Annotated in this window: 20 protein-coding genes; 15 read left to right on the top strand and 5 right to left on the bottom strand. The window is 64.2% G+C overall.

Going from position 1 to position 22,024, the window contains the following annotated elements:
- The first annotated feature begins 261 nt into the window (after positions 1–261).
- Positions 262–1,230, top strand: coding sequence for a methylenetetrahydrofolate reductase (locus ACP7AX_RS08455; RefSeq protein ID WP_426226098.1), 969 nt, complete (start codon positions 262–264; stop codon positions 1,228–1,230).
- A gap of 56 nt (positions 1,231–1,286) precedes the next feature.
- A complete protein-coding gene (gene metE, locus ACP7AX_RS08450; RefSeq protein ID WP_426226097.1) occupies positions 1,287–3,626 on the top strand; it encodes a 5-methyltetrahydropteroyltriglutamate--homocysteine S-methyltransferase in 2,340 nt (779 codons plus the stop codon).
- Between the two features lie 29 nt (positions 3,627–3,655).
- Here metE and ACP7AX_RS08445 read toward each other — a convergent pair whose 3' ends face one another.
- The 3 genes from ACP7AX_RS08445 to ACP7AX_RS08435 form a co-directional block, all read right to left on the bottom strand.
- Positions 3,656–4,096, bottom strand: coding sequence for a hypothetical protein (locus ACP7AX_RS08445; RefSeq protein ID WP_426226096.1), 441 nt, complete (start codon positions 4,094–4,096; stop codon positions 3,656–3,658).
- Between the two features lie 418 nt (positions 4,097–4,514).
- Positions 4,515–5,021 carry a DUF2004 domain-containing protein gene (locus ACP7AX_RS08440; RefSeq protein WP_426226095.1) on the bottom strand — a complete coding sequence of 169 codons (507 nt, stop codon included), beginning with the start codon at positions 5,019–5,021 and terminating at the stop codon, positions 4,515–4,517.
- A 45-nt stretch (positions 5,022–5,066) separates the two neighbouring features.
- Positions 5,067–5,984 carry a LysR substrate-binding domain-containing protein gene (locus ACP7AX_RS08435; protein ID WP_131683975.1) on the bottom strand — a complete coding sequence of 306 codons (918 nt, stop codon included), beginning with the start codon at positions 5,982–5,984 and terminating at the stop codon, positions 5,067–5,069.
- Between the two features lie 179 nt (positions 5,985–6,163).
- On the opposite strand from ACP7AX_RS08435, the gene ACP7AX_RS08430 reads away from it, so the two are divergent.
- The 11 genes from ACP7AX_RS08430 to ACP7AX_RS08380 all read left to right on the top strand — a co-directional run bounded on the left by ACP7AX_RS08430 (position 6,164) and on the right by ACP7AX_RS08380 (position 16,667).
- Positions 6,164–7,543 (top strand): NAD(P)/FAD-dependent oxidoreductase, encoded by a 1,380-nt coding sequence (locus ACP7AX_RS08430; RefSeq protein WP_426226094.1) that lies wholly within the window; start codon positions 6,164–6,166, stop codon positions 7,541–7,543.
- On the top strand, positions 7,540–8,271 hold the full coding sequence (locus ACP7AX_RS08425) for a DUF1365 domain-containing protein (RefSeq protein WP_426226093.1): 732 nt from the start codon (positions 7,540–7,542) through the stop codon (positions 8,269–8,271). The genes ACP7AX_RS08430 and ACP7AX_RS08425 overlap by 4 nt, the downstream gene beginning before the upstream one ends.
- The gene (locus ACP7AX_RS08420; RefSeq protein WP_426226092.1) at positions 8,268–9,641 is read left to right on the top strand and encodes a class I SAM-dependent methyltransferase; all 1,374 of its coding nucleotides are present in this window, start codon (positions 8,268–8,270) and stop codon (positions 9,639–9,641) included. Before ACP7AX_RS08425 ends, ACP7AX_RS08420 begins: the two co-directional genes overlap by 4 nt.
- A gap of 84 nt (positions 9,642–9,725) precedes the next feature.
- Positions 9,726–11,513, top strand: coding sequence for a long-chain-fatty-acid--CoA ligase (locus tag ACP7AX_RS08415; RefSeq protein ID WP_426226091.1), 1,788 nt, complete (start codon positions 9,726–9,728; stop codon positions 11,511–11,513).
- 358 nt (positions 11,514–11,871) lie between these two features.
- The gene (nrdH, locus tag ACP7AX_RS08410; protein WP_131683980.1) at positions 11,872–12,117 is read left to right on the top strand and encodes a glutaredoxin-like protein NrdH; all 246 of its coding nucleotides are present in this window, start codon (positions 11,872–11,874) and stop codon (positions 12,115–12,117) included.
- A gap of 52 nt (positions 12,118–12,169) precedes the next feature.
- A complete protein-coding gene (gene nrdI / locus ACP7AX_RS08405; RefSeq protein ID WP_131683981.1) occupies positions 12,170–12,643 on the top strand; it encodes a class Ib ribonucleoside-diphosphate reductase assembly flavoprotein NrdI in 474 nt (157 codons plus the stop codon).
- A gap of 62 nt (positions 12,644–12,705) precedes the next feature.
- Positions 12,706–14,826, top strand: coding sequence for a class 1b ribonucleoside-diphosphate reductase subunit alpha (gene nrdE / locus ACP7AX_RS08400; protein ID WP_426226159.1), 2,121 nt, complete (start codon positions 12,706–12,708; stop codon positions 14,824–14,826).
- Positions 14,827–14,917: 91 nt separating this feature from the next.
- On the top strand, positions 14,918–15,892 hold the full coding sequence (gene nrdF, locus ACP7AX_RS08395) for a class 1b ribonucleoside-diphosphate reductase subunit beta (RefSeq protein WP_108600538.1): 975 nt from the start codon (positions 14,918–14,920) through the stop codon (positions 15,890–15,892).
- Between the two features lie 62 nt (positions 15,893–15,954).
- Positions 15,955–16,203: a type II toxin-antitoxin system Phd/YefM family antitoxin gene (locus tag ACP7AX_RS08390; protein WP_426226090.1), complete on the top strand. Its 249-nt coding sequence runs from the start codon at positions 15,955–15,957 to the stop codon at positions 16,201–16,203.
- Positions 16,200–16,460: a type II toxin-antitoxin system RelE family toxin gene (locus ACP7AX_RS08385; RefSeq protein ID WP_426226089.1), complete on the top strand. Its 261-nt coding sequence runs from the start codon at positions 16,200–16,202 to the stop codon at positions 16,458–16,460. The genes ACP7AX_RS08390 and ACP7AX_RS08385 overlap by 4 nt, the downstream gene beginning before the upstream one ends.
- Before the next feature lie 54 nt (positions 16,461–16,514).
- Positions 16,515–16,667 carry a hypothetical protein gene (locus ACP7AX_RS08380; protein ID WP_426226088.1) on the top strand — a complete coding sequence of 51 codons (153 nt, stop codon included), beginning with the start codon at positions 16,515–16,517 and terminating at the stop codon, positions 16,665–16,667.
- Positions 16,668–16,892: 225 nt separating this feature from the next.
- Here ACP7AX_RS08380 and ACP7AX_RS08375 read toward each other — a convergent pair whose 3' ends face one another.
- Positions 16,893–18,404 (bottom strand): DUF222 domain-containing protein, encoded by a 1,512-nt coding sequence (locus ACP7AX_RS08375; protein WP_426226087.1) that lies wholly within the window; start codon positions 18,402–18,404, stop codon positions 16,893–16,895.
- A gap of 205 nt (positions 18,405–18,609) precedes the next feature.
- Positions 18,610–19,446, bottom strand: coding sequence for a CAP domain-containing protein (locus tag ACP7AX_RS08370; protein WP_426226086.1), 837 nt, complete (start codon positions 19,444–19,446; stop codon positions 18,610–18,612).
- Positions 19,447–19,757: 311 nt separating this feature from the next.
- Between ACP7AX_RS08370 and ACP7AX_RS08365 the strand changes: the two genes are divergently transcribed.
- Positions 19,758–21,509, top strand: coding sequence for a plasmid pRiA4b ORF-3 family protein (locus tag ACP7AX_RS08365; RefSeq protein ID WP_426226085.1), 1,752 nt, complete (start codon positions 19,758–19,760; stop codon positions 21,507–21,509).
- An 87-nt stretch (positions 21,510–21,596) separates the two neighbouring features.
- A complete protein-coding gene (locus tag ACP7AX_RS08360; RefSeq protein ID WP_426226084.1) occupies positions 21,597–22,007 on the top strand; it encodes a hypothetical protein in 411 nt (136 codons plus the stop codon).
- Positions 22,008–22,024 lie beyond the last annotated feature (17 nt).

The following is a 22,024-nucleotide window of genomic DNA, read 5'->3' as shown; positions in this document are numbered from 1 at the left end:
CGAACTTGAACCCTGCGCCGCAGCCTCCTAGAGTTCTATACAAGTTACCGAGGTAACGTGTCAGCGATCCTCCGCTCTGGAGGGTGTGGGTGCCCCCATGTGGGCCTGACATTTGCTCACGGACAACTTCATTCCAGGCGTAACAGTCGCGGCTGCGTCCTCGTGGAGTTCTTCCGTGTTCCCCAAACTCAAATTCATTGCCGGGCACTGGCGTCACATCTGCTGACGTCAGCCCTCAATGGCCCAAAGCCAAGGACGCAAATGTCACCGCCAAGCCTTATCGAATCACATCCCAATCTTTCCGAGAGCACAGCCCCTGTGGCGCTCTCCTATGAGCTCTTTCCGCCCCGTTCAGCGGCGGCAGCCGAGTCACTGTGGAACACCATCAGGGAACTCGAGACCACGGACCCGGACTACGTCTCCGTCACCTATGGTGCCAGCGGCTCCAACCGGGACACCGCCGTCGAACTCATCAACCGGCTCCTGCTCGAAACCACGCTCCGCCCCCTGGCCCACCTGACCTGCGTGGGCAACACCCCGCAGGAACTGGCGGAGATCATCGGGGACCTGCTGGATACCGGAGTCCGCGGCATCCTGGCGCTCCGCGGGGACCGGCCCCAGGACGGGACCCCGCCGGTTCCCGGGTCGCTGCGCTACGCACAGGACCTGATCGAGCTCATCCGCCGTGTTGAGCAACGGCGTTCAGCGCTGCTCTGCGCCGGAAAAATCGCCGTCGGCGTGGCGGCCTACCCCACGCGGCATCCCGAATCGCCCAGCGAAGAACACGACGTCGAAGTGCTGCTGGCCAAGCAGCGCTCCGGCGCGGACTTTGCCATCACCCAGGTCTTCTTTCACACGGACCAGTACTCGGACCTGCTCAGCAGGGCACGCCGGGCCGGGGTCACCATCCCCATCATTCCGGGCATCATGCCGTTCACCAGCCCCCGCCGGGTGAAGCGGCTGGGCGAACTCAGCGGCGTAGAGCCTGACCCGCAGCTGCTGGCCCGCCTGGCCGCCGCGGACACCGATGCCGAACGCCACAGGATCGGCGTCCGGGCCACAGTGGACCTTGCCAAGGCAGCCCTCGACGCCGGGGCCCAGGGCATCCACCTCTACACGTTCAATGAACACCAGAGCGCGCTGGAGGTGCTGGACAAGCTGGCACTGCCGCGTCACTCCCGTTCCGCCGGCCGCCGCACGGCTATTCTCCAGCGCCAGCTGGCCAGCTGACCCGCTTCTTTCTCCAGACCATTCACATGCTTTCACCAACCTCCAAGGACTTTGTCATGCCTGAAAACAATCTCTCCGTCACCCCGTTCCCGGCAGCATCGCTGCTTGGCTACCCCCGCATCGGCCGCCGCCGCGAGCTCAAAAAGGCCATCGAAGCCTACTGGGCGGGCACGATCGACGCCGCGGCACTTGACGCCGCGGCCAAGGAGATCCAGCTGACCATCGCCAGGCGCCTGCAGGAACTTGGCCTCACCGAAGCCGCCGCCGTTCCGGGCACCTTCTCCTATTACGACCAGGTCCTGGACGCCACCGCCCACCTCGGCGCCGTGCCGGCCCGTTTCGGCAACCTCCTCAACGCCGGGGGCCAGCTGGACATCGATGGCTACTTCACACTTGCCCGTGGCACCAAGGACCAGCAGCCGCTGGAAATGACCAAGTGGTTCGACACCAACTACCACTACCTCGTTCCGGAAATCGGCCCCGAGACCGAATTCACCCCCGCCTCCAACCGCATCGTTGAGGAATTCGGCTTCGCCCTGGCCAACGGCATCGAGACCCGCCCGTACATTGTTGGCCCCGTCACCTACCTCCTGCTCTCCAAGGCTTCCGACGACGCCCCGGCGGGCTTCGCCCCGCTGTCCCGCCTCGAGGACGTCCTGCCGGTCTACGTGCAGCTGCTGGACAAGCTCGCCGCTGCAGGCGCCAGCTGGATCCAGCTCGACGAACCCGCACTGGTTGTTGACCAGGACACCCCGGCCGCCGAAATCGAAGCTGCCGTGGCCCGCGCCTACGAAGTCCTCTCCAACGCCGCCCAGCGCCCGCAGATCCTGGTCTCCACACCGTACGGCGCCCTCGATGGCCAGCTGGGAACGCTTGCCGCCACCAACATCGACGCCCTGCACATCGACGCCTTCAAGGGCGCGGTGCCCTCTGCTGCAGCACTCGCCGGCCTTGGCAACAAGACCCTGGTTGCCGGCGTCGTTGACGGCCACAACATCTGGCGCAACGATCTGGCCGTCTCGGCCGCCAAGCTGGATGAACTGAAGGCCGCCGCCGGCCGGATCGCCGTGAGCACCTCCACGTCCGCGCAGCACGTCCCGCACGATGTCACCGAAGAGACCCAGCTGTCCGAAGAGCTGCGCAGCTGGCTTGCCTTCGCCGACCAGAAGGCCGTGGAAGTCAGGATCCTTGCCGATTACGTGGCGGACCCGGCCACGGCCAAGGCCGCAATCGACCAGGCGTCTGCCGTGATTGCCGCCCGCGCCACGGCTGCCGGCGTGCACCGCGAGGACGTCCGGGCACGGACCGGGGCCCTGACCGGGGCTGACTTCAGCCGCTCAGCCTATGAAGTCCGTGAAGCTGCACAGGAAGAGGCACTGGACCTGCCGCCGCTTCCCACCACCACCATCGGTTCCTTCCCGCAGACCCCGGAAATCCGCTCCGCCCGTGCCCGCAACAACAAGGGCGATCTCACCAACGAGCAGTACGAACAGCTCATGAAGGATGAGATCAAGCGCGTTGTGGACCTGCAGGAAGAACTCGGCTACGACGTCCTGGTGCACGGCGAGCCCGAGCGCAATGACATGGTTCAGTACTTCGCCGAAAACCTTGAGGGCTTTGACGTCACGGTCCATGGCTGGGTCCAGTCCTACGGCTCCCGCTGCACCCGCCCGTCCATCCTGTGGGGCGACGTCACCCGTAGCGCGCCCATCACGGTGAAGTGGGCCGAGTACGCCCAGTCCCTCACCACCAAGCCCATGAAGGGTATGCTCACCGGTCCGGTCACCATCCTGGCGTGGTCCTTCGTCCGCGATGACCAGCCGCTGGGCGAGACCGCCAACCAGGTGGGCCTGGCCCTGCGTGACGAGATCGCTGACCTCGAAGCAGCGGGCATCAAGATCATCCAGGTGGATGAGCCGGCCCTTCGTGAGCTCCTGCCGCTGCGCAAGGCGGACCACCCGGCGTACCTGAAATGGTCGGTGGATTCCTTCCGTTTGGCCACCGCCGGTGTAGCCGATGCCACGCAGATCCACACCCACCTCTGCTACTCGGAGTTTGGCGTGATCATCGACGCCATCGACGGCCTCGACGCCGACGTCACCTCCATCGAAGCGGCACGTTCCCGCATGGAGGTTGTCCATGACCTCGAGTCCCACGGCTTCGGCCGCGGCGTGGGCCCGGGCGTCTACGACATCCACTCGCCGCGTGTTCCGGGCGAGCAGGAAGTCACTGAGCTCCTGGCCACCGCCGTCAAGCACGTCCCGTCCCGCCAGCTCTGGGTCAACCCGGACTGCGGCCTGAAGACCCGCGGCTACGCGGAAACCGAAGAGTCGCTACGCAACCTGGTCAAGGCCACCAGGACGGTCCGCGCCGGCCTGCTGCAGGCAGCGAAGTAACGCTTAGGCGCCATTACGACGGCGGCTGGTCACCTTGGGTGACCGGCCGCCTTGTCGTTGCTCCGCCAGGCGCTGATGAGCAGCCACACAGTCCAGGCCACCGTGAGGATGATCCCGGCCAGCGTGGGCACGGCGTTCACGGCCGCAAAACCTTCGGCTCCGATGATCCACCCCTGGGCCCAGTAGGCCACCCCGGCCAGCCCCATCAGGTACCCGATAAAGGGTGAGATCCGCCGGGAGGCCGCGATGACGATGCCCAGGAGGACAAGGGCGGTGCCCAGCAGCAAGCTGTGGTAGCTCCGCATCCCCCACTCGAGCCAGCGGATGCCTTCCGCGGTGGCGAACCGCATCGCTTTCTCCGGCTCGGCAGCTGACGCCCAGGAATCCGCGGCGTGCTTCAGTGCCACTCCGTCAACGGCCTGAAGCGCGCCATAAAGGGCCAGTGATACGGCCGCTGCAAGTGCGCCCAAACGTGCTGTCCAGGCCAGGGCACCGTGCCGCACCTGAAGGGCCCTTCGCAGGGTTATCAAACCGCAGGTCAGCAGGGCCATGCCGACGAACTGGCCGAGGTGCGCGCCGGTCCAGATGTCACTGTTGGCGTACGCGGTAATGAGGCGACGTGGTCATTCGCATCGGCTGCCTCTGCGTGAAGCATACCGGCGCCTACCGAAACCACGACGCCGGCCAATACCAGTACCGCCGCCAGGCGCATGGCGCGTCTGTCCACCGCTTGCGTCCAGGTTCGGTGCAGAGCCGCCGTCTCCCTGGTCCGGCTGTCTCCCGCGTGGATATCTTCCATGGTGCCCACCGTCCTTTGAGTGGAGGCAAGGAAAATGGCACTTCCATGGTGACGCCGGCGTGGCAGCCCGCACTAGGGCTAAAGGACCCTCAGGACTCCCAGAGAATTTCGTCGTCCACTACGCCGTCTTCGTCGGCGGCAGCCACCAGCACCTCATCGGTGAAGTGGGCGCCAAGGGTGAAATCAAGGACAAAGTAGCGTTCGGGCTGGCCGGGGTAGATGCCCACGTGGCCGAGCTTGAGGGCCTTGAGGAAGACGTCGTTGGTGAGCTGGCTCCGGTCCTCAACGCCGAAGACCTTCCGCAGGTGCTCGTCCTTGACGGCGTTGCAGTGGAACTGCAGGTACTCCTGCGGGCTGGTGCCTTCCTGCTCCAGCTCGTCAGCGATCATCTGCCGCACCTCGTCCACGAGTTCGGGCAGGAAACGCAGCCGGTAGTCCACCTTGTGCATGGCCGCTTCGTCGAAGTGGTCATGCGCATTGATATTCAGGTCGAGTTCCAGGGTCTGGCCACCCAGCTCATGTTTAGCGGCGATGTTGTGGTCCCTGCCGTGGTTGAGCTCGATCTCTCCAAAGTGCTGGCTCGCTACCCTGTTCATATCTTCAACATAGACCCCAAAAGCGGAGCATTCCAGCGTTCGGGACTATTTCCCTGCGGTTCCGGAACTGGCCAGCGTTTCGGCGAGCAGGTCCACGAAAAGCTGCACGCGGGCTGTTTTCTTCTCGTTGATGAGCAGGGCGAAGACGTTCCGGGCGAGCCGGATCTCCGGGACATCCAGAACCACAACACCGGCCGGCCGGTTCCGCAAAGCCAGCTCCGGCACCAGGGCCGCGCCCAGTCCGGCGGCCGCCATCTCGAGGCTGGCGTGGAAGTCGTCGCTGCGGGCCACCACGCGGGGATGCAGGTTGCAGCTGGCGAAAAGCCGTTCGATCACCACGGCGTCCGGGCTCCCTGGGTGGTGCATGATCCACGGCAGTTCGGAGAGGTGGTCCGCCGCTACCTTGGCGTCGGAGCGGAAGCCCCAGCCTGCGGGCAGCACCACCCGGAAGTTGTCATCGCCGATCCACTGCCGGTTGATGGTGTGCGGCCACGCGAGCCCGGACTGGCCCACCTGGAAGACCAGCGCCACATCGAGGTCCCCGCCGGTCCGCAGGCCCTGGATGGTCTGGGCAGGTTCGGCAACGGAGACCTTGAGGTCGATGCCGAGGTCCTTCCAGGCAGGGTTTTTGAGGATCCGGGGGAGGACGTACGTGGCCAGGCTGGGGAAGATTCCCAGCCTCAGTTCCTGGCTGGTGGCATCGTGCGTCTTGGCCGCGGCGGCCATCAGGGCCTCGATGTCGGTCAGTACCTTGGCCGCGTGCCGGGTCATGACCACGGCGGCTTCGGTGGGAACCACACTTTTGGCCGAACGCTGGAAAAGGACGACGCCGGTCTCACGTTCCAGCGTTGACATCTGTTGGGAGACCGCCGACGCCGTGTACCCCAGGCGTGCCGCGGCCGCAGCGAAAGAGCCCAGCCGCGTAACCTCTAGGAGGGTCTTCAGGTGTACGGGATTTACCAACTCTGTCCTTCTTTACGGGGCGGGCTTGGCACGTTGCCTGCCGGGTCCGGGCGGGCCGCTTCATTCTGGCACAAAGATTCCTGGAATCTGACTCATCCGCGCGGCTCCCGGCGCCGAACTGCCCCTAGAGAGTTTGTACCAAGCACTACATGAGGCAGTCCGAGCAGAGGAGCAGAACAGTGTCTGTGGCAGGGAACCTGGCGTATAAGCCGCAGGGGCGGCGCATCGCCGTCGTAGGCAGCGGGGTGGCTGGCCTGACCGCCGCCTATGTCCTCAACAAGCAGGACAATGTCACCCTGTTCGAGGCGGACAGCAGGCTGGGCGGCCACGCGCACACGCACAGCGTCCCCCAGCAGGACGGCAGCAACCTGGGAATCGACACCGGCTTCATCGTTCACAATGAGCGGACCTACCCCACCCTGCTGAGGCTTTTTTCCGAACTGGATGTCCAGACCCAGGACTCCGAGATGAGCATGTCGGTCCGCTGCGACGGCTGCGGCCTGGAGTACGCCGGTGCCCGGGACGGCGCCCGCGGGATCATTGCCCGCCCCTCCAGCCTGCTGCGTGGCCGCTACCTGCTGATGCTGCTGGAGGTCATGCGCTTCTACCGCAAGGCGCGTGCGTTGATCCAGGCTCCAGCGTCCGACGCCGGCCCGGGCACGGACGGTGCGGAGCCCACCCTCGGCGAATTCCTGGCAGGGGAGCGGTTCAGCCCGTACTTCATCTCCCATTTCATGACTCCTGTTGTCAGTGCCGTCTGGTCCTGCGACCCCACCACCGCCCTTGCCTATCCTGCGCGTTACCTCTTCACCTTCCTGGGCCACCACGGCATGCTGGGAGTCAAGGGTTCGCCGCAGTGGCGGACCGTCACTGGCGGCTCGGAGAGGTACGTGGAAAAGCTCGCGGCAACGTTGCCGGACATCAGGCTCAGCACTCCTGTCACCGCCATCCGCCGCCACGCGCTTGGCGTTGAGCTTGTCACTGCCCGGGGAATCGAAGATTTCGACGCCGTAGTCATCGCCACCCACCCGGCCCAGGCGCTCAGCTTCCTCGCCGATGCCACCCCGGCCGAGAAGGAAGCGCTGGGCGGTATGCCCTACTCCGTCAACCACACCGTCTTTCACCGGGACCCGGCAGTCCTTCCCGCCGCGGACAATGCCAAGGCGTCCTGGAACTACCGGCTACCGGGCTGCGACGCCCGCCCCGACAAGGTGCTGGTCAGCTACGACCTCACCCGGCTTCAGCGTCTGGAGCCCACCGACGGCCGGCCGTACCTGGTGAGCCTGGGCGAGTCCGAGCTGATCGGCGAGGACCGGGTCCTTGAGCGCATGGTGTACGAACACCCGCAGTACACCCCCGAGTCACTGCGCGCGCAGCAGCAGATCGCAGCCCTCAGCGACAGCACGGTTGCCTACGCCGGCGCGTACCTGGGCTGGGGCTTCCATGAAGACGGTGCGCTCTCAGGCGTCCGGGCCGCCGGGCACCTGGGCCGCAGCTGGGACGCGCCCGGCCTTCAATCCCCCGAGCCCGAACTGCAGACGGCCGCGGAGGGCACGTGAGCACCACGGCAGCCATCTACCGCACCTCCATCTCCCATGTGCGGCAGACCCCCCTGAAGAACGCCTTTACCTACCGGAGCTACAGCTGGTTTGTCGATGTTGACCGGCTCCCGGTTCTGCCGCGGATCCTGCGTCCCCTGGCTGTCTTCCGGGCATCCGACCACCTGGGTGATCCCGCTGCCAGCATCCGCACCAATGTGGAACGGTTCCTGCGGACCCGGGGGATAGAGCCCGACGGCGGCGCCATCCGGATGCTGACCAGCGCCCGGGTGTTCGGGCACGTTTTCAACCCGCTCTCCCTCTTCTGGTGCTACCGGCAATCCGGGGAGCTGCAGTGCGTCATCGCCGAGGTCCACAACACGTACGGGGAACGCCACTGCTATCTCCTGGACACGGATTACGCCGGCCGGGCCAGCGTGCCCAAGGCTTTTTACGTATCACCGTTCAATGACGTTGCCGGGCAATACCGCATGAAGGTGCCCGCACCCCGGGAACGGCTTGCAGTCTCCATCGTCCTGGAGCGGGAGGGCCACCGGCCCTTCGTTGCCACCATGGACGGGGACCGGCGTCCGGCCACCGTACCGAACATCCTGGCAGCAGCTGTGGCGGTTCCGGCCGCGCCGCTGCTGGTTTCCGCTTTGATCCGGATCCAGGGCGTTAAACTCTGGGCAAGACGCCTGCCCGTCGTCACAAGGCCACATCACCCCTCACAGGAGGCAGTTCAATGACTATGACCGATGAGAACGGAACGGCTGCAACTGCCGAGGTGGCAGCCGCGAAGTCAGCTGCCAGGCACCCGGTGACGGTGCACAACGCTGCCGGGGTACCGGCGTCGCCGGCCACCATCGATCCGGAAGTATGGCCCGGTGTTGCCCAGCCGCCGTCGGGCACCAAGGCAGTGGTTGCGGGGAGAGCCGCGGGGCTCCTCTTCAAGGCTGCAGTCCGCAGGCTTCCCGTCCTCGTGGCCTACCCGGACGGCTCCGTGGTGGGCTCCGGCGGTCCCGACGCGCCGGTCATGACCATGGTGCGTCCCGAGGCGTTCGAAGCCAGGATCGGCGACAACGGCCTGATCGGGCTGGGCGAGTCCTTTATGGCCGGTGACTGGGAAGCCTCTGACCTCGCGGCGGTGCTGGAGGTCTTCGCCGCCTCCGTGGACACGCTGATCCCCAAGCCCCTCCAGGTCCTGCGGAACCTGTACCTGCCCCGGACTCCGCGGCACGAGGAGAACGCTGAGCACAATACCCGCAGCAACATCTCGCGCCACTACGACCTCTCCAATGACCTCTTCTCCAACTTCCTTGACGGAACCATGAGCTACTCGTCCGCACTGTTCCCGCTGGCTGACGGGGCGCTGGACTCGGTGCCGTTTGAGGCGTTGGCGGAGGCGCAGCAGGCCAAGATCGATAGGCTCCTGGACAAGGCCGGCGTGGGAACCGGCACCCGGCTGCTGGAGATCGGCACCGGCTGGGGAGAGCTGGCCCTGCGGGCAGCGGCCAGGGGCGCCACCGTCTACAGCGTGACGCTCTCCAGCGAACAGCAGGCCCTGGCGCAGGAACGGATCGCCGCCGCCGGCTACGCGGACCAGGTCACCATTGCCCTGCAGGACTACCGCGCAGTGGAAGGTGAGTTCGACGCCGTCGTGTCCGTTGAGATGATCGAGGCGGTGGGGTATGAGTACTGGCCCATCTACTTCCAGACCATTGACAGGGTGCTGGCCCCGGGCGGCAAGGTGGCCATCCAGGCCATCACCATGCCGCACGGCCGGATGCTGGCCACCCGCAACGCGTACACCTGGGTGCACAAGTACATCTTCCCGGGCGGATTCCTGCCATCGGTACGGGCCATCGAGGGCGTGACCCAGCAGAACACCACGCTCCGCGTCCGCGAACGCATGGGGATGGGGGACCACTACGCGGCCACCCTGCGCCTGTGGGAGGAGCGCTTCATCGCGCGCTCGCAGGAAGTGGAGGAACTCGGGTTCGATGCCGTCTTCCAGCGGATGTGGATCTTCTACCTCGCGTATTCGCGGGCAGGTTTCCAGTCCGGCTACCTCGATGTGCAGCAGATTGTCCTGGACCGCCGGGAGGCGCAGCTCTAGTAGTAGGGTGATTCGGGCGTGCCGCTCGGTTCGCAGGCCGGGCCTTAGCGGTCCCGGGCGGATTCCAGTGGCAAAGGACCGATCATGAAGTGGAAAACCACCCGGAAAGTTCCCGGCGGCAATGCAGGGGACGGCGCAGCTCCGCAGCCCGGACAGCCATGGAGTGAGCGTCCGTGGACCCGGTCGTACGGTCCGGGGGTCCCGGCCAGCCTGGTGCTCCCGGAGGGTTCGCTGGTGGACCTCATGGACCAATCGGTGCGCCGCTACGGGTCCAGGACCGCCCTGGAATTCTTTGGCGCCCGGACCAGTTACCGTGAGCTCGGAACACAGATCAGGCGTGCTGCCGCCGGTCTCGCGAAGATGGGCGTCAGGGCCGGCGACAGGGTTGCCCTGGTCATGCCCAACTGTCCCCAGCACGTCGTCGCGTTCCACGCCGTGCTGCGACTGGGCGCGGTGGTGGTCGAACACAATCCGCTCTACACGGACCGCGAACTGCGGCACCTGTTCGAGGACCACGGGGCCACCATCGCCATTGTCTGGGACAAGGCGGTGGAGCGGGTCCGCCAGCTGCCGGCCGACGTTGGGCTCCGCAGCATTGTCTCGGTGGAACTCATACCGGCCATGCCGCTGCCGCAGCGGCTGGCACTGAGGCTTCCGGTTCCCGCAGCCCGGAAGGCCCGCGCCGCCCTCACGGTCGGCAAAAACGAACCGAAGGGCCGGCCGGCACCGGCAATGCGGACGGTGCTGCCGTGGCGGGAGCTGCTCAACGCCGGGGAGCTCAAAAGGAAACACCCCCGGCCGGCTGCCCAGGACCTCGCAGTCCTCCAGTACACGTCCGGCACCACGGGCCTGCCCAAGGCCGCCATGCTCACCCACGCCAATCTGCAGGCGAACGCCGCGCAGGGGCGGGCCTGGGTGCCAGGCCTCAAAGAGGGCCGGGAAACCGTCTTTGCTGTGCTGCCGCTGTTCCACGCGTACGGCCTGACGCTGTGCATGACCTTCGCGTTGAGCATCGGCGCGAAGCTTGTCCTCTTTCCCAAGTTCGACGTTGACCTTGTCCTGAAAGCCTTCCGGAAGTCGCCGGCAACGTTCCTGCCTGCCGTGCCGCCCATCTACGATCGGATCGCTGCGGCCGCGGCCGAACGCGGCATCGGGCTGGAAAGCATCCGCTTCTCGATCTCCGGCGCCATGAACCTGCCCACGGCCACGGTGGAGACCTGGGAGAAAGCCACAGGCGGTTACCTGATCGAGGGCTACGGTCTGACCGAAACCTCCCCGATTGCCATCGGGAACCCGTTTGGCCCCAGCCGCAAGCCGGGCACCGTGGGGATTCCGTTCCCCCTGACCGACATCCGGGTGGTGGACCCCAGGAACGTTGCGCTGGACCGCGCCCCGGGCGAGGAGGGGGAACTCCTGATCCGCGGCCCCCAGGTGTTCGCCGGCTACTGGAACCGCCCGGAGGAGACAGAGGACTCACTGCTCGACGGCGGCTGGTTCCGCACCGGCGACATCGTCTCGGTGGATGGTGACTATTTCGTCACCATCCGGGACCGGATCAAGGAACTGATCATTACGGGCGGCTTCAACGTCTCGCCCAGCGAGGTGGAGGACGTCATGGCCACTTTCCCGGGCGTTTCGGAAGTCTCGGTTGTCGGGCTGCCCCGCCCTGGTGGCGGCGAAGACGTGGTGGCGGCGGTGGTGCCGATCCCTGGATCCACCATCGATCCTGCTGCGCTCCTGGCCTTCGCCCGGGAACACCTCACCGCCTACAAGGTGCCCCGCCGGGTGGTGGTGCTCGATTCCCTCCCGCGCTCGCTTATTGGCAAAGTCCTGCGCCGGGAGATCCGGGACAACCTGTTGGCCCAGGGCTGAGGCGGGTCCGCCGGCATCGTCCGGATGTGCCCCCGGCCACCACATGTAGTGGTCAGCCACTCGTTTCCAACGCCTTGCCACTACGCGCTGCCACTACGCGCGACACGCCGTCCAGCACGCGACACGCTGGGGGTTAATTGTTGCTAACTACTCCACAGGGTGTGGATTTCGTCCGCGAAATTGCCTGAAACCCGGACATTTTGAGGGCCTCTGCCTGTGGATTAAAAGTGCATTAAATGACATACTTGTAATACATCATCTTGGGGTTCCGGAGAGCCGTCTGCACTACATGTAGTATCGACGTACAGCTTGGGCGGGACAAAGACGAGCGAAGATTTCGATAAAGGGGACAGGGAAAATGACCGTTACGGTTTACACGAAGCCGGCTTGCGTTCAGTGCAACGCAACCTACCGTGCGCTGGACAAAAAGGGCATCACTTACCAGAGCGTTGACATCTCACAGGACGCCGAGGCCCTTGAGCGCCTGAAGGCACTGGGCTACATGCAGGCTCCCGTAGTGGTCACCGATCAGGACCACTGGTCAGGTTTCCGCCCGGACAAGATCGAGGAACTGGCGTTGGCCTCCGTTTCCTCCGTGGCCTAAGGCCTCCACTTCCGCCATCCGGCAAAACATCGACACTCCTGAGGTAAGTCCCGTGGCAGCACTGGCAGTGGCCGAGGCCCAAGTGGCCGGGTTGCAGCCTGTCACCACGCAGAGCCAACTCATCTACTTTTCCTCCACCTCCGAGAACACGGCCCGCTTCGTCTCAAAGCTCGGCCGCGAGCAGGCTCGGATCCCTATTCATTCAAAAGACGCACCCCTTCTCGCCACCAGGCCGTTTGTGCTGGTGCTGCCCACGTATGGCGGCACCGGGGGAGAGGGATCGGTGCCAAAGCAGGTCATCCGCTTTCTGAACAACCCGCAGAACAGGAAACTGATCCGCGGCGTCATCGGTGCCGGCAACACAAACTTCGGGGACAACTACTGCATGGCTGCGGACATCATCGCCGCCAAATGCCAGGTACCCCGGCTTTACCGTTTCGAACTTATGGGCACGCCAGAAGACGTGGCCCGGGTCAACCAAGGATTGGATACGTTTTGGACACGACTGTCTCAGACACAGAAGTAACCAGGGCCGAAGGCCAGGTCGCCCGTGCTGAAAAGCACGGCGTCGACCTCGAGAAGCCTGAAATGCCGGCCGCCTATAAGGGCCTGGGCTACCACGAGCTGAACGCCATGCTGAACCTGTACGGTCCCAACGGCGAGATCCAGTTCGAAGCTGACCGCGAGGCTGCGCACCAGTACTTCCTGCAGCACGTGAACAACAACACCGTGTTCTTCCATGACCTGGAGGAGAAGCTCGACTACCTGGTGAAGAACCAGTACTACGAGCGCGAAACCCTCGACCAGTACACGATGAACTTCATCCGCGAGCTCTACAACCGCGCGTACAAGAAGAAGTTCCGCTTCGAGACCTTCCTGGGCGCGTTCAAGTTCTACACGTCCTACACGCTGAAGACGTTTGACGGCAAGCGTTTCCTGGAGCGCTACGAGGACCGGGTCTGCATGGTTGCACTGCACCTGGCCCGCGGCGACGAGAAGCTCGCGCTGCAGATGGTGGACGAGATCATCGAAGGCCGCTTCCAGCCGGCCACCCCCACGTTCCTGAACGCCGGCAAGCGCCAGCGCGGCGAGCTGGTCTCCTGCTTCCTGCTCCGCATCGAAGACAACATGGAGTCGATCGGCCGGTCCATCAACTCCGCCCTGCAGCTGTCCAAGCGCGGCGGCGGTGTGGCGTTCGCGCTGACCAACATCCGCGAGGTGGGCGCCCCGATCAAGCAGATCGAGAACCAGTCCTCCGGCGTCATCCCCGTAATGAAGCTCCTCGAGGACAGCTTCTCCTACGCCAACCAGCTCGGTGCCCGCCAGGGTGCCGGCGCGGTGTACCTGCACGCGCACCACCCGGACATCTACCGCTTCCTGGACACCAAGCGCGAGAACGCGGATGAGAAGATCCGCATCAAGACCCTCTCGCTGGGCGTTGTCATCCCGGACATCACGTTCGAGCTGGCCAAGAAGGACGAGGACATGTACCTGTTCTCCCCGTACGACGTCGAACGCGTCTACGGCATGCCGTTCTCCGACGTCTCGGTCACCGAGAAGTACTACGAGATGGTGGACGATTCCCGGATCAAGAAGACCAAGATCAAGGCACGCGAGTTCTTCCAGACGCTCGCCGAGATCCAGTTCGAATCCGGCTACCCGTACATCATGTTCGAGGACACCGTGAACCGGGAAAACCCGATTGACGGCAAGATCATCATGTCCAACCTGTGCTCGGAGATCCTCCAGGTCTCCCAGCCCACCACGTACAACGATGACCTCTCCTACGCCGAAACCGGCAAGGACATCTCCTGCAACCTGGGCTCGCTGAACATCGCCAAGACCATGGACAGCCCGGACTTCGGCCTGACCATCGAGACGGCCATCCGGTCCCTCTCGGCAGTCTCGGACATGTCCAACATCACCTCGGTGCCTTCCATCGCCCGCGGCAACGATCAGAGCCACGCCATTGGCTTGGGCCAGATGAACCTGCACGGTTACCTGGCCCGCGAGCGGGTCCACTACGGCTCCGAAGAGGGCCTGGACTTCACCAACATCTACTTCTACTCGGTGGTGTACCACGCGGTCCGCGCCTCCAACCTGCTGTCCATCCAGACCGGCCAGACGTTCGGCGGCTTCGAGAAGTCCAAGTACGCCTCGGGCGAGTTCTTCGACAAGTACACGGACCGTGAGTGGGTGCCGCAGACCGAGAAGGTTGCGGAGCTGTTCAAGAACATCCACATCCCCACCCAGGATGACTGGCGCGAGCTGAAGGCTTCGGTCATGAAGCACGGCATCTACAACCAGAACCTGCAGGCCGTGCCTCCCACGGGCTCGATCTCCTACATCAACAACTCCACCTCCTCGATCCACCCGGTGGCGTCCAAGATTGAGATCCGCAAGGAAGGCAAGCTGGGCCGCGTGTACTACCCGGCTCCGTACCTCACCAACGACAACCTGGAGTACTACCAGGATGCGTACGAGCTCGGCTACGAGAAGGTCATCGACACCTACGCCGCCGCCACGCAGCACGTGGACCAGGGCCTGTCCCTGACGCTGTTCTTCAAGGACACCGCCACCACGCGCGACATCAACAAGGCCCAGATCTACGCCTGGAAAAAGGGCATCAAGACCATCTACTACATCCGTCTCCGCCAGCTCGCGCTGGAGGGAACTGAGGTGGACGGCTGCGTCAGCTGCATGCTTTAATCTTCAACTAAATTGTGACAGTACGACGGCGGGCGCCCGCCCGCCGTCGTACGCTTAACTTCAAAGAACAACCCAACTTTTAGGGGATGACATGACCGAGAAGGTCAAGCTGCTTAGCCACGTCGAGGCCATCAACTGGAACCGCATCCAGGATGAAAAGGACGTGGACGTCTGGAACCGTCTGGTCAACAACTTCTGGCTGCCAGAGAAGATCCCGCTGTCCAACGACGTCCAGTCGTGGGCCACGCTGACCCCGGACGAGCAGCAGCTCACCATGCGCGTGTTCACCGGCCTGACCCTGCTGGACACCATCCAGGGCACCGTCGGCGCCGTCTCTTTGATTCCGGATGCCCTGACCCCGCACGAAGAGGCCGTGTACACGAACATCGCCTTCATGGAGTCGGTGCACGCCAAGAGCTACTCCTCCATTTTCTCCACGCTGGCCTCCACCAAGGAGATCGACGAAGCTTTCCGGTGGTCCACCGAGAACGCGAACCTTCAGAAGAAGGCGCAGATCGTCATGGACTACTACCAGGGCGATGACCCCCTGAAGCGCAAGGTGGCCTCCACTCTGCTGGAGAGCTTCCTGTTCTACTCGGGCTTCTACTTGCCGATGTACTGGTCCTCACGCGCCAAGCTGACGAACACCGCTGACCTGATCCGCCTGATCATCCGCGATGAGGCCGTGCACGGCTACTACATCGGCTACAAGTTTCAGAAGGGCCTCGAGGGCCTGTCCGAGGAGCGCAAGCAGGAGATCAAGGACTATACGTTCGAACTGCTCTTCGAGCTGTACGAGAACGAAGTCCAGTACACGCATGATCTCTACGACTCCGTGGGCCTGGCCGAGGACGTCAAGAAGTTCCTGCACTACAACGCGAACAAGGCGCTGATGAACCTGGGCTACGAGGCCATGTTCCCGGCTTCCGTCACCGACGTGAACCCGGCCATCCTCTCGGCACTGTCACCGAACGCGGACGAGAACCACGACTTTTTCTCCGGGTCAGGTTCCTCGTATGTGATCGGCAAGGCCGTGAACACCGAAGATGACGACTGGGACTTCTAGTCCTCCATTCGCGCGAAGAGCATTAGATGTACATCTGATGTCCGCAGATGTACATTTGATGCATGTCGACCATCAACATCACGGACGCGCGATCGCACTTGCCGGAGCTCATCGATAAGGCCGAATCTGAGCCGGTATTTATAGAACGCCGCGGTCATCGGGCAGCGGTTCTGCTATCGCCAGAGCGATATGAACAGATGCTTGATGCGTTGGAAGAAATCGAGGACATTGCCGCGTTCGATGCAGCAATGGCGGAAGAAGGCGAGAACATTCCCTGGGGACAAGTGAAGGCGGATCTGGGCTGGGCGTGAGCCCCTACCGAATTCAGCTAAGACCCGCGGCCATCCGTGCACTTCGGAAAATTCATCCCGAGGACAAAGAACGTATTCGAGGCGCGATCGCGCTCCTCGGCCAAGACCCGCGGCCGCCCAAAGCAATCGCCTTGAGCGGCCGTCCGGGTTATCGCGTCCGTGTAGGTGACTATCGGATCATCTATACGATCCAAGACGATGTCTTGCTCGTGGTTGTTGTCACCGTAGGGCATCGACGCGACGTCTACGATAAGTAGCCGCCGCTCTACTTTTCGGCCAAGGATGCCAATGGGCGCAAAGCCGACATCAGCATGTTTGCAGACGACCAGTTGGGTTCAGGCGAGGTGCTGCCCGGTGACAAGTCGCGTGGGTACATCGCATTCGATATCGCCCCGGGCGCCGCTACCGTGATGATCTCGGACCCGCTGCTGCAGGAAGCCGCACGGATTCAGATTCCGGGGTAGCTTCAGCGCTAGAAGTGCAAGGAGCCCATGTTGTTTGCAGACAGGGGCTCCTTGTGGGCGGATGGTGATAGACAGAGCCCCTTGGAAGGCGGCCAGATCCGCACGCCGTGTGCGGGGTCCCCTGTGCGTTGGGCGCCAGGTCGTGCGGATCCGGCACCCGAGGTACGGCGGTGGGGCAGCAGAGCCCAAGGAGGTCTGCGGGGGCCTGGCTGGTTCGTCCGGCAATCACCTAGCGCCGAGGTATGCGCGCAGGCAGTCTTCTCCTGCCGAGCGCGGTATCTGAAGATAGTCCGCAGGACCACCCGAGACGGTGGACACAGATGCATAGGGCCCAGGGCGTGGCCCGTCGCCGGCTCGCGGCCGCAGTGACGGTGGCAAATGGGGCGGTTCCCAGTCTTGGGGTTCGCTTTTGTAAATCCGCCCGGACGGTGAGATCCAGCCGGGCGGCTCATTCTTTGTTGCCGGCGTCGATCTCCAGCCGACGGCGTGCTTGAGCCCGTGGTGCCGGGCACATAACTGTCCCAGGTTGCTGATTCCAGTGGATCCGCCGTGATGCCAGGCCAGGAGGTGGTCTGCCTCGTTATCCAGAGAATGGTTGCTGCAGCCGGGGAAAGAGCACCTGCCGTCCCGCATCCGCAGCCAGTTCCGCATTGCTTTTGTGAGCCTGTAACTGGTCCGGCTGATTTCCAGTGGCGCCCCGTCCCGCGGATCAACGAGCACCCGGTAGAACGAGTCCGCCCCGTTGGCCACCAGTTCACGCGCCATGGAGGCAGGGATGGGACCGAACCCGTCCAGCATTGCAGGCTCTTCCGTTATCCCGAGGAGGGAGAGGAAAGGAAGGGTGACCAGGACTTCGGTTCTCGGCGTGGGGACATCGGCAAGGCCCGGCGCCTCCGCCCCAGCCACGACCTCAGTCCCGGCGCCGGTATGGCTTCGGAGCGCGGCCGCGGCGAAGGCGTCTGCTCGTAGCTGCGTGAGCGTCCGGTCCTCGTGGGGACCTTGCAGGCCGCGGGCGATGGCGGTAAAGCGGTTCCAGATTGCGACTGCCTGGTCCGCGGGAAGGTACGCAGACAGCCGCGCCATGCCATCGTGCTCCGGGGCGTATTCCAGGCACCTGTCCTGCGCGCCTTTGATGTGGCGTTCCTCGATGCTGTCCGGGTGATGACGTTCGCGCCAGATCCGGGCCTTGCGCCGGAACCTGTAGGCGGGCATCTCGCCGGCCGCGCAACCGCCGGCGGGGTTAGGCGCGTCGGCGTCGAGGAAGTGGGCTTCCAGCTCACCTGCTGCTTCGCGGTCAAGGGTGGCGGTCTCGTCCACCATCACTTTGGCGTGCTGCCAGGAAACGGTCCCGGCCTGTAGGGCTGCCAGGGTCCGTGGGAGGGACGTTGCCAAGGCGTAGGACTGGGCCAGAAGTGCGCCCGCGGCCCCGTCGCCGATGGCGAGTACGCAGCCCACCTCCGCGGCGATGGCCATTTCCTGCGCTTGGACCAGCATTTCCGGAGGCGCCGCCGAGCGTGCAGAGTCTGCGTATCTGGCGGCTGCCGCCGCCTTCAAAGCTGCGACCCGGGCCTCGGTCCGTGCAACTCCGGCGAGGATGTCCAAACACTCATCAGCAATGGCGGCGAGTGGATCGGTGTTAGAGACCAGCCCGAAACCGGACTGAGCCACCGCGGCGTGAAGCATGGCAATAGCGGCGTCCACCGCCTCAAAAGCCTCAACCACCGCTTCGCTTGCCATGTACTCATTATGGAAGGGGTGTACGACATTTTTGCGTGGGCACCATTTCTATGTGCACCTGAAGTGTCCACGGTAAGTAGCCGTCCGCGAATTTCTGGCCAGGACATCGGTGGGCGGCGCTCTCTGCCCAAGCCCCAGCGAGCAGACCCCAGTCCGACGCTACTTAACAAAAGAACGACGGCGGTCAGCCGCCGTCGTTCCTTGCCTAATTCCCGTAGGTGGCGAAGTTCTGGGTGGCAACCAGCTGCGCGCCGTACTGGGAACCTGATGAGAGCCGTGCCGAACCAAAGCCGAAGTCAGTCAGGCTGGCGTTGAGCATGTTGGTGTTGTGGCCGGGGGAGGCCTTCCATGCAGCAAACAGCGCATCGGCGCTTGCATTCACGGCGATGTTCTCCGCCGTGCGGGTCCAGCCGGACGGGATTTGAGCACTGGCGTCCGGGTTGTGCCGGAAGCCGGCGCTGCCCTGGGCGTTGATGTCCGTCATCATGGTGGTGGACCAGTTCTGTGCCACCGTTTCCAGGCCTGTGTTGTAGCGCAGTGCAGGGCGGCCGTTGGCCAGCCGGTATTCATTGATCAGCTGGAAGGACCGCACGGCCACGGCGTTCGACGGCGTGTTGCCAGCTATCGGAGCAGCCGCGGGGGCCGCGGGAGCTGGTGCAGCAGGGGCGGGGGCCGGCGCGGCCGGGGCAGGGACTTTGACTGGGGCCGGCCCTGCGGGAACCGGGACGGCTGCTGGAGCGGGCGCTGGGGGAGCTGGAACCTCTGCCGGAGCCTGCGTAGCAGGAGTCTCAGCGGGGGACGACGTCGTCGGAGCGGGAGTCGCAGCAGGGGCGGACGTTGATGGAGCCGGTGTGGGCGTACGCGTGGTGGGAGTCGCGGACGGCTTCGCAGACGCCGGGGATTGGGCGCTGGCGGTGATCCAGTCCCACCAGCCGAACGGCCAGGAAGCGGCGCCGGCGGGAGCGGAAGCACCTGTCAGCAGTCCGGCGGCCAGAACCAGGGTTATAAGGGGGGCAATAATATGTTTTTTGTATTTTCGCATCCGAAGAACAGTACCCACTGCTCACGCCACGCTGCACATTGAGTGACGTTGCTCACCCAGCGAGGAACACGCCAAGACGAACCGTGTTAGGTTGCCGAGGTTGCCCGCCCTGCCCAATCAGGCCGGGCTCCCGCCTCAATAGGAAGTGGAATCCGGCAGCAAGACTCAGTAGCGTCATACCAACAGCGCAAATTTCGGCAGACAGGTGCAGTGTGGGCAAGAGCAACAAGAAACGCCGTGTGGAAAACCGTCCGGGCGGGAGGCAGAACCCCGGATCGGTCTCTCTCAGTTCCTTCAGGGCAAGCCGTGCCTTGGACCTTCTGGCTCCGACCTTTGTCCACTGGTTCGACGACGGCTCGCCCGGCGCGGCCGCTGCAGCCCTGCAATACCTGAAGCTGGTTGAACCGGTCCTGGGCCGTTATCTTGACAAGGCGCCGAGTCCGCAGGCGACAGCGTTGGAGCCTTTGCCGTTGGCGCTGGCCATCTCAGAAGAAATCGCAGCCACTGCGGGCCTTCAGGGAACCGGGTCGCCGGACGTTGAACACGCTGCATATACCGTTGACGCCGTTCACACCTACGTCGTCTTCCTGTCCGAAACGGGCAAGTGGACCGGAACCTCGGAGCAACTAGCAGAAGTCCTGGATTTTTTTGACTCCCTGGCTGAGCGCGACGATGAGCCTAGCCTCATCAACATTCCGGAAGTTCCCCAAGAGACGGCACTCGATGCGTTCTCGGCACTGCCGCTGATTCAGCGTGCCTCAGCATTGCTACGGTGGATCGGCGACGGCAAACCCGTCACGGGAACCGGCGCGCTTCGCCTGCGGGACATTGAAGCGGCCGCCGCCTGCGTTGGCGTGGCGGTTAGAGGTAGCAGCAAGCGGGACGGCACAGGCGATGGGGTCCCGGCGGTGCGGAGCATGTACGAGGTACCGCTGCTGGCACAGATGTGGGCCGCGCTTGAGGCCGCCGAACTGATTGCCATCAAGGCAACGAAGGTGGTGCCGTTCCACTCCGATGGTTTCCTGGCCGGCGAGGCGTCGGAGCAGTTGGGGGAGTTTTCCGTGTTCGCCTCGCGGTTCCTTGAGCAGGCCGTACTACGCCACGATCCCGATCAGCCGTGGGAGAAGCTCATATCCGCGATGCAGACGTCCCTCCTGCTGGCGGCGGCTACCCCTGAGCCACCCTCGCTGGAACGTGTCCTGGCCACCCCGGATCACGCCCCGGACGCAGAAAAAACGATGGCCGCTTTGCTGACCAGGTTGGCAATGGACCGCATGGAGGCACTCGCGGAACTTGGGTTGCTGACCATCGACACCCATTACCGGGTGCCCCCCGCGCTTATTGGTTGCGTGGCGGATGCTTTCGACAACCCCTGGGTGCTGGCGGAACTGGGTTTGGGTGAGAAGCCCGGCGAAGAATCGGAGCCTCAGCCCAGTGAGCGCACTGGGATTGTGACGCCCGGGGAGGGGCCCCGGCCGGCTGAGGGTTCGATTCTGCAACTGAAGATCGCACTCAAAGAGTCCAAACCGCCTATCTGGCGGCGGGTGTTGGTTCCAGCGGGTATGCCGCTCCCGCTCCTGCACCAGGTGATCCAGAGGGTGTTCGCCTGGCAGGATTACCACCTGCATCATTTCCAGACCGGGGGATTCCGCGGCCCAATCTATGCACCGGTGGCGCCTGACGGTGAGGGTGACTTCTATGGTGAGAACTCCCAGGACGAAACGAATGTGACAGCTGCCCAACTGCTGCCTTCCGTGGGAAGCACCATGACCTACACCTACGATTTCGGCGATGACTGGGAACACGCTGTAACGCTGGAAAGGGTTCTGAATTCCGACGACGGCGGGCAGTTCCCGCGGTGCACCGGGGGCCGCGGTGCCGCCCCCGCCGAGGACAGTGGCGGCGTCTGGGGATGGATGGGCATCGTACAGGCCGTCAACGATCCCGGCCACGGGGAGCACAGCACGTACCGGGAATGGTTGGGACTAGGCCCCGGCGAGACCCTGGACCCCACGGCCTTTGACCTCGAACACGTCAACGAACATCTGGCGGTGCTCTTTTGACCGCAGACCAGTGCCACCCCGGGGAGCTCCGCCGCAGCCGGAAGGATGACTGAGGGTGGCCGGAACGCCGGTAGGCTCGCTTTTGTGATGGGTCCGCAGAACGGTGACGAACGCTATGTCGTCCTGCCCTGGTGGAGGGGACGATCCCTGCCGTGGGCTGTTTTGGTCATTGTCTCCATCGTCGTGACATGCATCGCCCTGGAACGGATGGCATTCTTCATCACCGAATCGGACCCGGAATTCATCGAACGGGTGCGCGTGGGCCGGCTGGTCATGCTTGCCGGATCTGCAGCGTCGCTGGCAGCTGCTATTTGGTCTCAGGTCCGCGGCAATCCGCTATGGGTGACCATTTGCGTGGCCTCACCGGCAGTGCTGGTGGGCCTGGCCACCATGATGATGACGCCCCCTTCCCTTACTCCACTGGTCGCCGGGCTCGTCGCTCTGCCGGCAGCCGTAGCAGGACTCATCGGAGGCCTGCGTCCGAGGGTCAAGGACTGATCAAGCGTCAGGCCGAA

The sequence above is a fragment of the Pseudarthrobacter sp. DSP2-3-2b1 genome (assembly GCF_049895945.1).
GTDB lineage: Bacteria > Actinomycetota > Actinomycetes > Actinomycetales > Micrococcaceae > Arthrobacter.
The sequence above is the reverse complement of the archived record's forward strand: the minus strand, read 5'-3'. Positions and strand labels throughout refer to the sequence as shown.